Raw genomic sequence first — 14,543 nt, forward strand, 5'->3', positions numbered from 1 at the left:
TCATGGCTAAAGGCATCAAGGACCGTGTCGCCATCCTCGGCATGGGGTGCAGCAAGTTCGGCGAGCGCTGGGACGCGAGCCCCGAGGACCTGATGGTCGAGGCCTATGTCGAGGCCCTGGCCGATGCCGGCATCGCTGCGGAACAGATCGACGCCGCCTGGTTCTCGACCCACATGGACGATGTGGGGACCGGGCGCGGCGGCACGCCGCTGTCGATCGCGCTGCGCCTGCCGGACATCGGCGTGACCCGGGTCGAGAATTTCTGCGCCGGCGGGTCCGAGGCGATCCGGGCCGCGGTCTATGCCGTCGCCGCCGGGGCCTGCGACATCGCGCTGGCGGTCGGGGTCGAGAAGCTGAAGGACACGGGCTATGGCGGCCTGCCGGTGGCGACCGTGGGCACCTATATCCCGCAATGGTATCCCAACGCGGTGGCGCCGGCGAATTTCGCGCAACTGGCCAGCGCCTATCGAACCAGGCACGGCGTCGACGCGGCGCTGCTGAAGCGTGCAATCGCCCATGTTTCGGTCAAGAGCCACGCCAACGGCGCCCGCAACCCCAAGGCCCATCTGCGCAACACGATCACCGAGGACCAGGTGCTGAAGGCGCCGATCGTCGCCGAACCGCTGGGCCTGTTCGATTGCTGCGGCGTCTCGGACGGGGCGGCGGCGGTGATCGTCACCCGGCCCGATCTGGCGCGGGCGCTCGGCAAGAGCGATCTCGTCACCTTCAAGGCCTTGCAGGTCGTCGCCTCCAACGGCTGGGAGATGCAGGCCAACGAATGGGACGGCAGCTATGTCCACACGGCGCGCGTGGCGGCCCGCCGGGCCTATGCCGAGGCGGGGATCGCCAACCCGCGCAAGGACATCAGCATGACCGAGGTGCACGACTGCTTCTCGATCACCGAACTGGTAACCATGGAGGATCTCGGCCTGTCCGAGCCGGGTCAGGCGGTGCGCGACGTGCTGGACGGCGTGTTCGACGCCGATGGCGCGGTGCCCTGCCAGATCGACGGCGGTCTCAAGTGCTTCGGCCATCCGATCGGGGCCAGCGGCATCCGCATGCTCTATGAGATGTATCTCCAGCTTCTGGGCCGGGCAGGTACGCGGCAATTGGTCGATCCGCGCATCGGGCTGACCCACAATCTGGGCGGCCAGCCGTCGCAGAACATCTGCTCGGTCTCGATCGTCGGGCTCGAGGGGGTCTGAGCCTTGGCTGACCCCGTCATTCTGGTGGACCGGCCGGCGGCTCATGTCGCCCGGCTGCTGATCAACCGGCCGGACAAGAGGAACGCCATCGACCATGCCGTCCGCCAGCAGATGGCGGCCGCCCTTTCGGCCTTGGCCGGCGACCCGGACATCCGGGCGCTGGTGCTGGGCGGGGTCGCGGGGGTCTTTTCGGCGGGCGGCGACCTGCCCAGCATGAAGGGGCTGGACGAGGCCGGCGCGCGGGCGCGGATGGCGCATATTCATGGCCTGTGCCGGCAGATCGCCGAGGCATCGCTGGCGATCGTCAGCGCCGTCGAGGGGATTGGCGCCGGCGGCGCCATCGGCTTGGCGCTGCTAGGCGACGAGATCGTCGTGGGGGAGGGGACGCGCATTCTCTTCCCCTTCCTGCGGCTGGGCCTGACCCCGGACTGGGGCCAGCTTTTGACCCTGCCGCGGCGGGTGGGCCTGCCGGCCGCGCGGCGCCTGCTGATCGGGGGCGGGCCGGTTGATGGCGCCGAGGCCTTCCGCATCGGCCTGGCCGATGAAGTGACGGCGGACGGCCAAGTGATGACGCGGGCGATCGAGCGGGCCTCGGCCCTTGCCCAGTTGCCACGGGATGCCCTGCTGCGCATGAACCGGCGGCTGGAGATGCCGAGCGCCACCCTGTCCGACGAACTGGCGCGCGAGGCGGACGACCAGGCCCGCTGCTTGACCGGGGCCGAATTCAATGAAGGCTACGAGGCGTTCCTGGCCAGGCGAACGCCCGATTTTTCCCATCTGTGAGTGAGAGATCATGACCATTCCGTCTTCCCTGACCATCGGTGTGGTCGGCGCCGGCACCATGGGGCGCGGCATCGTTCAGCTCTTCGCCCAGGCCGGCCATCGGGTGATCGCCGTCGATGCCGTCGCGGGTGCGGCCGAGGCGGCGGTGGCGGGTGTCGCCGATACGCTGGACCTTCTGGTGCGCAAGGGGCGGCTGAGCGAGGATGCCCGGCGCGACGCGGTCGCGCGCATGATGGCGGCGCCGGCGCTGGCGGCGCTTGGGGCCTGCGATGTCGTGATCGAGGCGATCGTCGAGGATCTGGGGGCCAAGCGCGCGCTGTTCCACGCGCTCGAGGCCGTGGTCTCGCCCGATGCCGTCCTGGCGAGCAACACATCGTCCCTGACCGTTTCGGAAATCGCCGCCGGCTGTGCCGTGCCGGCCCGCGTGGCCGGGCTGCATTTCTTCAATCCCGTGCCCCTGATGAAGGTGGTCGAGGTCATTGCCGCCGTGCGCACCGCGCCAGCGGTGGTGACGCGGCTTTGCGACCTGGTCGCCGGCACCGGCCACCGGGCAGTGGTGGCGGCCGACCAGCCGGGCTTCCTGGTCAATCATGCCGGGCGCGGCCTCTACACCGAGGGCTTGCGCATCGTCGAGGAGCAGGCGGCAAGCCCGGCAACGGTCGACCTGATCCTGCGGGAGGCGGCGGGCTTCCGCATGGGACCGTTCGAATTGATGGACCTGACCGGCCTCGATGTGTCGGGCAAGGTCATGGCCTCGATCTATGAACAATTCCAGCAGGAGCCGCGCTATCGCCCGTCCTCCCTGGTGCCGCCGCGCATCGCAGGCGGTCTCTACGGCCGCAAGACCGGCGAGGGCTGGTATCGCTACGAGGATGGCAAGCCGCTGCTACCATCCCGGCCGGTGGTACCGGTCGTGCCCACGGGGATCACTGTCTGGATCGACCCCGACGCCGATGACCGGGAAGCGTTGGCTACCCTGGTGGCCGGCGCTGGTTGCGAACTGGTGGCTAGGCCGCGGGATGCGGCGCTGCTACTGATTCAGCCCTGGGGCCTGGATGCGACCGGCGCGGCGCTGGCCGGGGGCTGGATGCCGCCCGCTGTGTCGCGGTGGATCCGTTGCCGGGGCTCGACCGGCACCGCACCCTCATGCTGACGGCGGTGACCGGCGCGCCGGCCCGCGATGCCGCCCATGCCCTGCTGGCCGCGGACGGCGCCGGCGTCAGCGTGATCGGCGACAGCCCCGGCTTTGTCGTCCAGCGGGTGCTGGCGACGATCGTCAATATCGCCGCCGGCATCGCCCAGCGCGGCATCGCCTCGGTTCCCGATATCGAGGATGCGGTGAAGCTGGGGCTGGGCTATCCCCACGGCCCCCTGTCCTGGGGCGACAGGATCGGTGGCGCGCGGATCCTGGCCATCCTGCGGGCGATGCAGGCGGCAACGGGGGACCCGCGCTACCGCCCCAGCCCCTGGCTGGTCCGGCGGGCGGGCCTGGGCCTGTCCCTGCTGACGCCCGAGGCCGGGCGGTAACGATTCCTCAGGCGGTCTCGCCGCCGTTGAAGCGGGGCCGCCGCTTCTCCAGGAAGGCGGTCATGCCTTCGCGCTGGTCGGGCGTGTCGAAGGTCAGCCAGAAACTCTTGCGCTCCAGGGCCAGGGCCGCCTCCATCGGCAGGTCCGCGGCGGTCTGGACCAGTTCCTTGACCAAGGCGCAGGCCGATGCCGGTAGGGCGGCGATGCGCCCGGCGATTTGCAGCGCCGTGGGCACCACGGCCTCGTCCTCGACCAGATCGCTGGCCAGGCCCCAGTCGAAGGCTTCCCGGCCCGAGATCATCTCGCCTGACAGCAAAAGCCGCATCGCCTTGGTCCGGCCGATGAGGCGGACCAGGCGCTGGGTCCCGCCGGCGCCCGGAATGATGCCGACCTTCAATTCCGGCTGGCCGAATTTCGCCCCCTCGCCCGCCACGATCAGGTCGGCGTGCATGGCAAGTTCACAGCCTCCGCCCAGGGCGAAACCGTTGACGGCCGCGACGACCGGCTTGGGGAAATCGGCGATGCTGCGCCACAGGCGGTGCAGGCCCAATTGCTCGACACCGCGCGGGGAGAGGGATGCCAGCATGGCGATGTCCGCCCCGGCCGCGAAGGCTTCCGCATTGCCGGTGACCACCACCACGCGCACGGCGGGATCCTCGGCCAGGTCGTCGAAGGCGGCCGCCAGCGCCCGCCTCAGTTCCAGGTTCAGCGCGTTGCGCGCTTCCGGCCGGTTCAGACGCAGGAGGGCGACGCCTTCTTCCGGCGCGGTCTTGACGATAAGCATGATCGGGTCCATCGCTAGGGGCATTTAATAGACTGACGTGTCGGTCTATTAAATATGAATAGACCGCGTGCCCCAGGGGTGCAAGCCCGTCAGCCCGGCTGGGCCAGGAAACCGTCGAGGAACAGCCTGGCTATGCGGTCGCGCAGTTCCGCCGGCGGCATGTAACCGTTTGGATCATACCAGAGGTCGGTCCAGTTCAGCATGCCGAGCAGCAGCAGGGCATAGGGCTTGTAGAGATTGTCCGCGAGGCCCGGCTTCACGCCGCGCAGGATCGCGGCGACCAGGCCGACCGCCTGCGCCTCGAGGGCGCGGATCTGCTGCTGCATTTCAGGCGGCAGGAACTTCACGTCGTTCATGGCGCTGACGTGGCGCTGGCGCGACTGTGCCGACTTCTGCACATAGAGTTCGACGAAGTGGGTGAAGCGGTCCCCGGCCGGTTCCGCCGCTTCCAGGGCGTTTTCGATGTCGGCGATCAGGCGTTCCAAGTGCTCGCTCAACAAGGCGAACAGCAGGTCGTCCTTGGTCGCGAAGTAATGGTAGAGCATCGATTTGGTCGCGCCGCAGACCCTGGCGATGTCGAGCATCTTGGCATTGGGATAGCCGACATCGGCAAACAGCGCGGCCGCGTTGTCGAGGATGGTCTTGTATTTGGCGTCGTAGTCGTCGGCTCGAATGCGCGGCATGACTTACCTCGGGCGTCCTCCGCTGCGCGGGGCCGAAGCATCATGGTCCGGCGTGGGTTTTGACCCTGTTCCCATAGCCAAGCCTCTCGCATGAACCGGGCCGATTTGTAAAGGCCTGCCAAGCCCTTGAGGGTGCAGGCGCGACCGTCTTGATTGACTCCATTGACATAGACCGACCCGTCGGTCTATTAAAAAATCCTCTTGCGAGAAGAACCGGTGCGCGCGTCGCATCCAACCGGAGGAGCAGATGCAAAGCCACGTTTCAGCCCGTCGATCGGTGTCAGCGGACAAGGGCATCGACTGGGGCGACCTGATCCGCGAGGACCGGGTCCATGGCGCGCTCTATACCGATCCGGCGATCTTCGAGATCGAGCTGGAGCGGATCTGGCGCCGCACCTGGGTCTATGTCGGGCACGAGAGCGAGGTACCGAAGCCCTTCGACTATGTGATGAAGTCGATCGGGCCAGAACCCGTGATCATGAGCCGGGGGCGGGATGGCGAAATCATCCTGCTGCACAACCGCTGCCCGCACCGGGGCAATCACGTCTGCGTGTCCCAGAAGGGCACTGCGCGCAGCTTCACCTGCCCCTACCATGGCTGGACCTTCAACGCCGACGGCGGGATGCGCGGCATGCCTTTCCCGGCGGGCTACGACAAGGTCGACCGCTCGACCCTCGGCCTGGGCCGGGTGGCGCGCGTCGCCTCGTACAAGGGCTTCGTGTTCGCCTCGCTGGCGGCGGCGGGGCCGAGCCTTGACGAGCATCTGGGCGCCGCCAAGGACGCGCTCGACGCGGTCTGTGCCAATTCCCCCAGCGGGGAGGTGGAACTGACCTGCGGCTTCCTCAAGCACAAGGTGAAGGCCAACTGGAAATTCGTGGTCGAAAACGAAACCGACGGCTATCACCCCGGCTTCGTGCATTCCTCGATCTTCCAGGTCTCGGGCAGCCGCATCACCGAGCTTTACGGCGATGCTTCCCAATCGCTTGCCCGCTACCTCGGCAACGGCCACACCGAAATCGACCTGCGGCCCGAATTCCGCAAGCGCGGGGAGCCGCTGAGCTGGTTCGGCACCACGGCCGCACGCCTGCCCCAGTACGTGAGCCAGATGAACGAGGCTTACGGCGAGGAAAAGGCACGCGAAATCATGATCGACGGCGTGCCGCACATCATGATCTACCCCAATCTTTTCATCGCGGAGATCCAGGTCTTCTCGATCCAGCCCCTGGCGGTGGACGAAACCGTGCAGCATGTGACCGCGCTGCAGTTCAAGGGCGCGCCCGAGATCAACCGCCGCCTGCGCCAGCAGACCATGGGCTCGGTCGGCCCGGCGGGCTTCCTCCTGGCCGATGATGCGGTCATGTACGAAGGCACGCAGATCGGCGTCGGCCTCTCCAACCCGGAATGGCTCTTCATCGGCCGCGGGCGCCACCGCGAGCGGCTGGACGAGCAGGGCTTCCTGGTGGGCAATGCAACCGACGAGACGACGACGCGCGGCATCTGGCGCCACTATCGCTCCCTGGTGGAGGCGGCATGATGGCGACGGCCGCGACCGATGTCGCCCTGCTGCAGGACGTGACCCAGTTCATCTATCGCGAAGCCCGGTTGCAGGACGAGCATCGTTACGAAGACTGGGAGGCGCTGTGGGCGGACGACGGCGTCTATTGGGTGCCGGCCAATGGCGAGGGCACCGACCCGGATCTCGAGATGTCGATCCTCTACGACAATCGCTCCCGCATCGGCCTGCGCGTGCGCCAGCTCATGACCGGGCGGCGTTACAGCCAGATGCCGAAGTCGGAATTGCGGCGCCTGGTTTCCAACATCGAGATCCTGGAGACCGGCAGCGATAGCGTGACCGTGGGCTGCAACGCCCTGATCTATGAGTCGAACTACAAGGGCGAGACGCTGTGGGCGTCGCGAAACCAGTACGTGCTGCGCCGTGTCGCGGGAGATTTCAGGATGGCCTTGAAGAAGGTCGTCTTCGTGAATAACGCGACACCGCTCTACAACATGGCTTTCCTTGTCTGACGGTCTCGATCGAAGGGGCGAATGAGGTTGCGGCCCGGCCCCCGTCTTAGGTTTGGGGCGGCGCGGCGCCCTTGGTCTACGAGCAAGGGGGAGAGGGGCCGCGATGCCCCGGAACCCGGAGACTTCGATGCCCTTTCCGCCCCGCCCCTGGATAAACGCCGAACTTGAGTCCCTCAGTGCGACGGTGGCGCGCTTCATCGCGGACGAGATCACGCCCAACATCAAATCCTGGTCCGCACAGGGATATATCGATCGCCGGCTGTGGCTGAAGGCTGGTGAACTGGGCCTTCTGTGCACCGATGTCTCGGCGGACGAGGGCGGCATCGGCGGCGACATCTCGCACGAGGCGGTCATTTCGATGGACCTGGTCCGCGGCGGCGGCAATTGCTTTCGCGCGTGCCGCTCGATCCACGTGATTGCCGCCCATTATCTCGAAGCCTATGGCACGCCCGCGCAGAAAGCGCGCTGGCTGCCCGGGCTTTGCTCCGGCGAACTGGTCGCCGGCATGGCGATGACGGAACCGGGCGGCGGTTCCGACCTGCAGAATGCCCGCACCAAGGCGGTCCGCTGCCAGGGCGGCTATCTCATCAACGGTTCCAAGACCTTCATCACCAACGGCTCGACCGCCGATCTTCTCGTGGTCGCGCTGAAGACCGATCCCAAGGAAAAGGCCCGGGGATGTCGCTTTTCCTCTTCGACACCAAGACGCCGGGCTTTCGCGTGGGGCAGCGGCTGGACAAGGTGGGCCTGCACTATTCCGACACCTGCGAACTGTTCTTCGACGATTGCGAGGTGCCGGAGGAGGCTCTGCTCGGCGGGGTCGAGGGGCGAGGTTTCTATCAGATGATGGACCAGTTGCCCTACGAACGGGCCATGGTCGCCCTCGCCAGCGCCGCCAACATCGAATACGCCTACGACCTGACGCTGGACTACACCAGGGAACGGGAAGCTTTCGGCAAGAAACTCGTCGAGTTCCAGAACACGCGCTTCGAGCTTGCCGAAATCAAGACGGATGCCCTGGTGAGCCGGCTTCTCGCCGACCATGTGCTCCAGCGCGCGCTGGCCGGCACGGCCGATACCGAACTGCTGTCGATGGCCAAGTACTGGCTGACCGACAAGCAGGGCGAAGTGGTGGACCGCTGCCTCCAGCTCTTCGGCGGCTATGGCTACATGATGGATTACCCCATCGGGCGCCTGTATGCCGACGGCCGCATCGAACGCATCTACGGCGGCACCAACGAGATCATGAAGGAACTGATCAGCCGCTCGCTTTGACCGGGCCGGCACCCGCAGGCCCGACCAAAGTCGGGGATGGCGTGCGCAAGGGCCGGCACAGTGCGGGTATGGATTGGCAAGGAACAGCGACATGGCATCGACAGCCTATATCTATGACGCGATACGAACGCCGCGCGGCAAGGGCAAGCAGGATGGCGGGCTGCATTCGGTGAAGCCTGTCCGCCTGCTGGCGGATCTCCTGAACGTGCTGCGCGAACGCCACGACCTGGACACCGCGCTGGTCGAGGATGTGGTGATGGGCTGTGCTTCGGCGACCGGTGAACAAGGCGCGGCCATCGGCAAGGCCGCGGCGCTGATGGCCGGCTGGAACGACAGCGTTCCCGGTTTCCAGCTCGACCGCTTCTGCGCCTCGGGCCTCGAGGCGGTGAATGTCGGCTTCGCCAAGGTGGCGAGCGGCATGGAGGATCTGGTGGTTGCGGGCGGTGTCGAATCCATGTCGCGCGTCCCCATGGGGGCCGCCGGCGGCGCCTATGCCCTGGACCCCGAACTGATGGGGGCGACCGGCTATGTCTCGCAAGGTGTCGCGGCGGACTTGATCGCCACCCTGGGCGGCTATGATCGCGAGGCGATCGATGCCTTTGCCCTGCGGTCCCAGCAGCGGGCGACGGCGGCGCAGCAGGCCGGCCGCTTCGACCGCAGCGTGGTCGCGGTGCGCGACCGCTTCGGCGACGCCATCCTGGCCCGCGATGAATTCATCAAGCCGAACACCACCATGGCAGGCTTGGCGGCGCTCAAGCCCTCGTTCGCGCGCATGGGCGAGATGGGCATGGATGCGGTCGCCATCGCCCGCTACCCCGAAATAGACCGGATCGACCATGTGCATACCGCCGGCAATTCCTCGGGCGTGGTGGATGGTGCAAGCGTGGTGCTGATCGGCTCCGCGGCGGCGGGCAAGGCGATGGGCAAGGATCCGCGCGGCCGCATCATCGCGACCGCCGTGGTCTCGACCGAGCGGACCATCATGCTGACCGGGCCGGCGCCGGCCACCCGCAAGGTGCTGGCCAAGGCCGGCCTCACCCTGGACGACATCGACCTGTTCGAGGTGAACGAAGCCTTCGCCTCGGTCGTGCTGCGTTTCATGGCCGACCTGAAGGTGCCGGAAGACAAGGTGAACGTGAACGGCGGCGCCATCGCCCTTGGCCATCCGATCGCGGCGACCGGCGGCATGCTGATCGGCACCGTCCTCGACGAGTTGGAGCGCCGCAAGCTGAAACGCGGCCTGTGCACCCTTTGTGTCGGCGGCGGCATGGGTATTGCCGCCATCGTCGAGCGCGTCTGAAGGATAAGGATCGATCATGCGCGATGCACTCTATGACCTCGGCGACGACGGTATCGTCACGGTGACCTTCGACATGGCCGGCCGGCCGGTCAATGTCATGAACGACGACTTCTCCGCGGCGATGGACGAGATCCTGGCCCGCCTCGAGGCCGACAAGGAGAAGCTCAAGGGGATCATCGTCACCTCGGCGAAGTCGAGCTTCGTCGCCGGCGGCGATGTCGAGCGGTTGCTGGCACTGCGCCACGAAGGCTATCAGCCCGCCAGGCAGTTCTTCGATGGCCTGAAGGCCCGGCTGCGCCGGCTGGAGAGTTTTGGGCGGCCGGTGGTCGCGGCGATCAACGGTTCCGCGCTGGGCGGCGGGTTGGAACTGGCGCTCGCCTGTCACCACCGGATTGCCATCGACGATCGCAAGATCCAGTTCGCCTTCCCCGAAGTCACCCTCGGCATCCTGCCGGGGGCGGGCGGTGTCGTGCGCAGCGTGCGCCTGCTGGGCCTGATGAAGGCCCTGCCGCTGCTGACCGAGGGGCGCCGCATCGATCCGCGCGAAGCCCTGAAGCAGGGCCTGCTCGACGAACTGGCCGGCGACCAGGCGGAGCTGATCGCCCGGGCCCGCGCCTGGATCGCGGCCGGGCCGGAGGCGGTCCAGCCCTGGGAGCGTAAGGGTTACGCCATTCCCGGCGGCTCGATGTTCTCGGGCGACAACGCGCCCATGCTTTCGGTCTTTCCGTCCATGGTCTTCAAGAAGACCCGCGGCCTGCTGCCGGCGGCCGAGCGGATCCTGGCGACCGCGGCGGAATCGACGCAGATCGGTTTCGACGCTGCCATGGCGGTGGAGACGCGGAACTTCCTGGACCTGCTGATGAACCCGGTGACCGAGAACCTGATCACCAGCATGTTCTTCCAGATGAACGAGATCAACGGCGGCGCCAGCCGGCCCCAGGGTCCCGCCAAGTCGAAGGTTGCCCGCATCGGCGTGCTGGGGGCCGGCATGATGGGGCGCGGCATCGCCTTTGCCGCCGCAAGCGTCGGCATCGGGGTCGTGCTGCGGGACGTAACCCTGGAAGCGGTGGAGAAGGGCAAGGCCTATACCGCCGAGATCCTGGGCAAGCGTGTCGCCAAGGGCGCGATGACCCAGGCCGCCCTGGACGAGACCCTGGCCCTGATCCAGACCACCACCGACATTGCCGACATGGCCGGCTGCGACATGGTCATCGAGGCGGTGTTCGAGGATGTCGCGCTGAAGCAGTCGGTCCTGCGCGAGGCCGAGGCGGTGCTGGGGGCCGATGCGGTGGTCGCCACCAATACCTCCACCCTGCCGATCGCCCTGCTGGCGCAAGGTGTCGCCCGGCCGGAGAATTTCATCGGCCTGCACTTCTTCTCGCCCGTCGACAAGATGAACATCGTCGAGATCATCAGCGGCAAGGCGACCAGCGATGCCTGCCTTGCCCGCGCCTACGACCTGGTGCAGCAGATCCGCAAGACACCGATCGTCGTCCGCGACAGCCGGGGCTTTTATACCTCCCGGGTCTTCAGCGTCTTTGCCGACGAGGGTGATATCCTCTTGAAGGAAGGTGTTGCCCCGATCCTGATCGAGAACCTGGCAAAGCAGGCCGGCATGCCGGTCGGCCCGCTCTCGGTCCAGGACGAGGTGATGATGAGCATGCTGCTGCGGGCGCAGCGCACGAACCAGGAATTGGATGCCCAACTGGGCGACGACTATGCCAAAAGCTTTGGCGTCTGCGGCGAGCTTTGCGCCCTGATGTGCGACAAGGGCCGCCCCGGGCGGCTGGACGGGGCGGGGTTCTACGACTATCTGCCCGATGGCACCAAGCGGATCTGGCCGGGCCTGCGCGAACTGTTCGGCGGCGACAAGCCGATGCCCCATGCCGACATCCAGGACCGCCTGATGTTCCGCATGGTGATCGAGGCGCTGAAATGCCTGGACGAGGGCGTGGTCACCAGCCTGCGCGACGGCAACATCGGCTCGATCCTGGCTTTCGGTTTCCCGGTCCACACTGGCGGCGTGTTCCAGTACGTAACCTCCTATGGCATCGAGGCTTTCCTCGCCCGCGCCCGTCAACTTGCGGACCAGTATGGCGACCGCTTCCTGCCGCCTGCCGGCATCGAAGCCAGGCTGCAATCGGCGGAGATGACACGCCGCGTCGCCTGAACAACGGCAAGAAGGTACAGGGAGCGTTGCCGATGACATTGTCGAGTCTGTCCGACGTCTATCGCTTGCAGGATCCGTCCTGGGCCGATCGGCCGGCTGTCACCATGGGTGACGCGGTCCTGACTTTCGGGGCATTGGATCGCCTGTCCAACCGCATCGCCCGGGCCTTGATCCGGGATGGTGTCGTGCCCGGTGCCCGGGTCGCGATCCTGGACAAGAACAGCCTGGTCTACCCGGCGCTGATCGGCGGTATCCTGAAGGCAGGCGGCGTGGCGCTGCCCATCAATTTCCGGCTTGTGATGGACGAGGTTGCCTTCACCCTGGAGGACGGCGATGCCGGCATCGTCTTCGTCGGGCCCGACCACCTCGCCTTGGCGGCCGGGCTCGTCGAGCGTCTGCCGCACTTGGTTTTGGTCGATGTGGCTGACGGGTTGGAGGCCTGGCTCGGCGACGTCGGCGAGGGCGACCCGGACATTCGGCGGGGCGGCGAGGCCGAAATCGTCCAGCTTTACACCAGCGGGACGACGGGAAGGCCCAAGGGCGTCTGCCACACGGATATCGCCTATTGTGCCATCACCGAAGCCTTCGGGCGGCACGTCGGCCTGCCGGCGGCGGGCAAGGAGATGCTGGTCCTCGTCCCGCTGTTCCACCTGGCCGGCTTCGATCTCGCGACCTTTGCCCTGGCCCATGGCATCGGCATCGTTCTGCAGCGGGATGTCGATGCGGCGGCCGCGCTCAAAACAATCGAGGCCCGGCGGATCGCCGCCTTGATGGTCGTGCCCACCGTCATACAGATGCTGGTCGATGCCCAGGGGCGGGCCGGCGCGGACCTTGGCAGCCTGGAGCGGATCTACTACGGGGCATCGTCCATCCCCGAGCCCCTGCTGGTGCGCGCGCTTAAGATGACGGGCGGCGTCGGCTTCACCCAATGCTATGGCATGAGCGAGACCAATATCATCACGGCGCTGCGCCCGGCGGATCACGCCGACAGCGCGTTGCTGGCCTCGTGCGGTCGGCCGCTGCCCGGTTGCGCCGTGCGCATCGCCGATGCCGACGGGCGCGAAGTGCCGGCGGGCGAACTGGGCGAGGTAACCGTGAAGGCACCCTGGCTGATGCCCCGCTACTGGAAGCGGCCCGAGGCGACCAGGGAGACATTCCGCGACGGCTGGCTGCGCACAGGCGATGCCGGCTCGGTCGACGAACGGGGCTTCCTGTTCATCCGCGACCGCATCAAGGACCTGATCATCACCGGCGGCGAAAACGTCTATCCGGCCGAGGTCGAGCGGGTGCTGATCGAACACCCGGCACTGGTGGAGGTCGCCGTCTTCGGCGTGCCGGATGCGCGCTGGGGCGAATCCGTGCGGGCCGCGGTGGTGCCGCGGGCCGGGGAAAGCGTGACCGAGGCGGAATTGCTCGCCTTCGTGGCGGGGCGGATTGCCCGCTACAAGCAGCCCAAGTCCATCACCATCCTGGGCGCCCTGCCGCGCAATGCGTCGGGCAAGGTGCTGAAGTTCCGCCTGCGCGAGGAATGGCAGAACGCCGGCCTTGCGACCGGCACCTAGCCCGCGGGCCATGCCGGCCACCACAAACTGGAGTTGCCCGATGAACGTCCTCTATGACCAGCGGCCCGAAGGCGTCGCCGTCATCACGCTGAACCGGCCGGACGCGCTCAATTCGATGGATCAGGCCCTGCGCCGGGAACTGACCACCGCCCTGATGCGCGCCTCCCATGACAAGGATGTCCGGGTCGTGGTTCTCACCGGCGCGGGCCGGGCCTTCTGTTCCGGCACAGATCTGCGCGAGGCCCACGAGCACAAGACGATCGAAGACCTGGTGAATGTCGAATACGGCGGCCTGATCGAGATGATCACGACGATGAACAAGCCGGTCATCGCTGCCGTCAACGGCCTGGCGACTGGTGTCGGCGTCGCCTTCGCGCTTGCTTGCGACCTGGTCGTCATGGGCGCGGACGCCTATCTCTGCTCGGTGTTCTCGACCATCGGCCTGCTGCCGGATGGCGGGCTCTCGGTGCTTCTTGTCCGCCAGCTCGGCTACCACCGGGCCTATCAGCTCGCGATCGAGGCGGAACGCATTCCGGCGGCGCGCTGTGTCGAACTGGGCCTGGCCAACAGGCTCGCCGCGCCGGATGGCGTGGCGGCGGAAGCCATCGAATGGGCCGGCCGCCTGGCCGAACGGGCCCCGCTGGCCCTGAGCCTGACCAAGCAGACCTTCCGCGCCGCCCACCTGAACACGCTTCGCGCCGGGATCGCGCAGGAGGCCAAGCTTCAGGACCGCGCCGCCGCCAGCGCCGACTTCAGGGAAGGCGTGAGTGCCTTGTTCGAAAAGCGGCGCCCTGTGTTCACGGGCACCTGAGCATCAGGCCAGCATGCCGTTCGCCCGAGCCTTGGCAATGGCGGCCGTGCGCGTCTTCACCTCCCATTTGTTGAAGATATTATGCAGGTGCCATTTGATGGTCGGCACGGCGATCAGCATCTGTGCCGCGATATCGGCATTCTTCAGCCCGCTAGCCGCGAAGGTAAGAACCCTGATCTCCACCGGCGTGAGCGGGTCGACCGGGCCATCTTCCTCCCTGGCAGGTTCGGCAACCGCAAAGGATACGCCCCAGACGGTAGACATGGCTTCCACCACGGCGATGCAGGCGGGATCGATACTGCCTTGAAGGCGCTGGGCATGATCGATCAGGGCGGGTGCCAGCGGCCGCAGGACCACCGCATTGTCGATGAAGCACTGGCGCATGCCTTCGGGGCCGCCCGTTCGATCGCGTTCCACA

General features: G+C 67.0%; 15 protein-coding genes. 12 read left to right on the forward strand and 3 right to left on the reverse strand.

What is annotated here, in order from left to right; all coding sequences use genetic code 11:
- Nucleotides 1-2: 2 nt before the first annotated feature.
- From D3874_RS05120 to D3874_RS29990, 4 genes are read left to right on the forward strand one after another with little or no spacing between them, the layout of a single operon-like run.
- Nucleotides 3-1,205: an acetyl-CoA acetyltransferase gene (locus D3874_RS05120; RefSeq protein WP_119777119.1), complete on the forward strand. Its 1,203-nt coding sequence runs from the start codon at nucleotides 3-5 to the stop codon at nucleotides 1,203-1,205.
- Between the two features lie 3 nt (nucleotides 1,206-1,208).
- On the forward strand, nucleotides 1,209-1,988 hold the full coding sequence (locus D3874_RS05125; protein WP_119777120.1) for an enoyl-CoA hydratase/isomerase family protein: 780 nt from the start codon (nucleotides 1,209-1,211) through the stop codon (nucleotides 1,986-1,988).
- 10 nt (nucleotides 1,989-1,998) lie between these two features.
- Entirely contained in the window at nucleotides 1,999-3,141 is a 1,143-nt protein-coding gene (locus D3874_RS05130; RefSeq protein ID WP_233559840.1) for a 3-hydroxyacyl-CoA dehydrogenase NAD-binding domain-containing protein, read from the forward strand.
- Nucleotides 3,105-3,515 carry a 3-hydroxyacyl-CoA dehydrogenase family protein gene (locus D3874_RS29990; RefSeq protein WP_233559841.1) on the forward strand — a complete coding sequence of 137 codons (411 nt, stop codon included), beginning with the start codon at nucleotides 3,105-3,107 and terminating at the stop codon, nucleotides 3,513-3,515. The genes D3874_RS05130 and D3874_RS29990 overlap by 37 nt, the downstream gene beginning before the upstream one ends.
- Nucleotides 3,516-3,522: 7 nt before the next feature.
- Here the strand turns inward: D3874_RS29990 and D3874_RS05135 are convergent, their stop codons facing one another.
- Both D3874_RS05135 and D3874_RS05140 read right to left on the reverse strand, forming a co-directional pair.
- Nucleotides 3,523-4,299 (reverse strand): enoyl-CoA hydratase-related protein, encoded by a 777-nt coding sequence (locus D3874_RS05135; protein ID WP_233559842.1) that lies wholly within the window; start codon nucleotides 4,297-4,299, stop codon nucleotides 3,523-3,525.
- An 89-nt stretch (nucleotides 4,300-4,388) separates the two neighbouring features.
- The gene (locus tag D3874_RS05140; RefSeq protein ID WP_119777122.1) at nucleotides 4,389-4,982 is read right to left on the reverse strand and encodes a TetR/AcrR family transcriptional regulator; all 594 of its coding nucleotides are present in this window, start codon (nucleotides 4,980-4,982) and stop codon (nucleotides 4,389-4,391) included.
- A gap of 247 nt (nucleotides 4,983-5,229) precedes the next feature.
- On the opposite strand from D3874_RS05140, the gene D3874_RS05145 reads away from it, so the two are divergent.
- From D3874_RS05145 to D3874_RS05175, 8 genes are all read left to right on the forward strand, one after another.
- Entirely contained in the window at nucleotides 5,230-6,516 is a 1,287-nt protein-coding gene (locus tag D3874_RS05145; protein ID WP_119777123.1) for an aromatic ring-hydroxylating oxygenase subunit alpha, read from the forward strand.
- Nucleotides 6,513-7,007, forward strand: coding sequence for an aromatic-ring-hydroxylating dioxygenase subunit beta (locus tag D3874_RS05150; RefSeq protein WP_199698946.1), 495 nt, complete (start codon nucleotides 6,513-6,515; stop codon nucleotides 7,005-7,007). The genes D3874_RS05145 and D3874_RS05150 overlap by 4 nt, the downstream gene beginning before the upstream one ends.
- A gap of 127 nt (nucleotides 7,008-7,134) precedes the next feature.
- Nucleotides 7,135-7,854 (forward strand): acyl-CoA dehydrogenase family protein, encoded by a 720-nt coding sequence (locus tag D3874_RS29070; protein WP_199698947.1) that lies wholly within the window; start codon nucleotides 7,135-7,137, stop codon nucleotides 7,852-7,854.
- Nucleotides 7,851-8,282, forward strand: a complete 432-nt coding sequence (locus D3874_RS29075; RefSeq protein ID WP_199698948.1) for an acyl-CoA dehydrogenase family protein — start codon at nucleotides 7,851-7,853, stop codon at nucleotides 8,280-8,282. Before D3874_RS29070 ends, D3874_RS29075 begins: the two co-directional genes overlap by 4 nt.
- Before the next feature lie 91 nt (nucleotides 8,283-8,373).
- Nucleotides 8,374-9,582, forward strand: a complete 1,209-nt coding sequence (locus tag D3874_RS05160; protein ID WP_119777124.1) for an acetyl-CoA C-acetyltransferase — start codon at nucleotides 8,374-8,376, stop codon at nucleotides 9,580-9,582.
- 16 nt (nucleotides 9,583-9,598) lie between these two features.
- The gene (locus D3874_RS05165; protein ID WP_119777125.1) at nucleotides 9,599-11,752 is read left to right on the forward strand and encodes a 3-hydroxyacyl-CoA dehydrogenase NAD-binding domain-containing protein; all 2,154 of its coding nucleotides are present in this window, start codon (nucleotides 9,599-9,601) and stop codon (nucleotides 11,750-11,752) included.
- A gap of 32 nt (nucleotides 11,753-11,784) precedes the next feature.
- Nucleotides 11,785-13,314, forward strand: a complete 1,530-nt coding sequence (locus D3874_RS05170; protein WP_119777126.1) for an AMP-binding protein — start codon at nucleotides 11,785-11,787, stop codon at nucleotides 13,312-13,314.
- A 40-nt stretch (nucleotides 13,315-13,354) separates the two neighbouring features.
- The gene (locus D3874_RS05175) at nucleotides 13,355-14,125 is read left to right on the forward strand and encodes an enoyl-CoA hydratase/isomerase family protein (protein ID WP_158595843.1); all 771 of its coding nucleotides are present in this window, start codon (nucleotides 13,355-13,357) and stop codon (nucleotides 14,123-14,125) included.
- 3 nt (nucleotides 14,126-14,128) lie between these two features.
- On the opposite strand, the gene D3874_RS05180 is transcribed toward D3874_RS05175, so the two are convergent.
- Nucleotides 14,129-14,542, reverse strand: a complete 414-nt coding sequence (locus D3874_RS05180) for a helix-turn-helix transcriptional regulator (RefSeq protein WP_147385534.1) — start codon at nucleotides 14,540-14,542, stop codon at nucleotides 14,129-14,131.
- Nucleotide 14,543: the final 1 nt, after the last annotated feature.

The sequence above is a fragment of the Oleomonas cavernae genome, from assembly GCF_003590945.1.
Taxonomy (GTDB): Bacteria; Pseudomonadota; Alphaproteobacteria; order Zavarziniales; family Zavarziniaceae; genus Zavarzinia; species Zavarzinia cavernae.

What these genes read in the sequence shown, in the direction of transcription:
- D3874_RS05120 (WP_119777119.1), top strand. Translation starts at nt 3, where the DNA reads ATGGCTAAAGGCATCAAGGACCGTGTCGCCATCCTCGGCATGGGGTGC.
- D3874_RS05130 (WP_233559840.1), top strand. Translation starts at nt 1,999, where the DNA reads ATGACCATTCCGTCTTCCCTGACCATCGGTGTGGTCGGCGCCGGCACC.
- D3874_RS05135 (WP_233559842.1), bottom strand. Translation starts at nt 4,299, where the DNA reads ATGCTTATCGTCAAGACCGCGCCGGAAGAAGGCGTCGCCCTCCTGCGT.
- D3874_RS05140 (WP_119777122.1), bottom strand. Translation starts at nt 4,982, where the DNA reads ATGCCGCGCATTCGAGCCGACGACTACGACGCCAAATACAAGACCATC.
- D3874_RS05145 (WP_119777123.1), top strand. Translation starts at nt 5,230, where the DNA reads ATGCAAAGCCACGTTTCAGCCCGTCGATCGGTGTCAGCGGACAAGGGC.
- D3874_RS05150 (WP_199698946.1), top strand. Translation starts at nt 6,513, where the DNA reads ATGATGGCGACGGCCGCGACCGATGTCGCCCTGCTGCAGGACGTGACC.
- D3874_RS29070 (WP_199698947.1), top strand. Translation starts at nt 7,135, where the DNA reads ATGCCCTTTCCGCCCCGCCCCTGGATAAACGCCGAACTTGAGTCCCTC.
- D3874_RS29075 (WP_199698948.1), top strand. Translation starts at nt 7,851, where the DNA reads ATGATGGACCAGTTGCCCTACGAACGGGCCATGGTCGCCCTCGCCAGC.
- D3874_RS05160 (WP_119777124.1), top strand. Translation starts at nt 8,374, where the DNA reads ATGGCATCGACAGCCTATATCTATGACGCGATACGAACGCCGCGCGGC.
- D3874_RS05165 (WP_119777125.1), top strand. Translation starts at nt 9,599, where the DNA reads ATGCGCGATGCACTCTATGACCTCGGCGACGACGGTATCGTCACGGTG.
- D3874_RS05170 (WP_119777126.1), top strand. Translation starts at nt 11,785, where the DNA reads ATGACATTGTCGAGTCTGTCCGACGTCTATCGCTTGCAGGATCCGTCC.
- D3874_RS05175 (WP_158595843.1), top strand. Translation starts at nt 13,355, where the DNA reads ATGAACGTCCTCTATGACCAGCGGCCCGAAGGCGTCGCCGTCATCACG.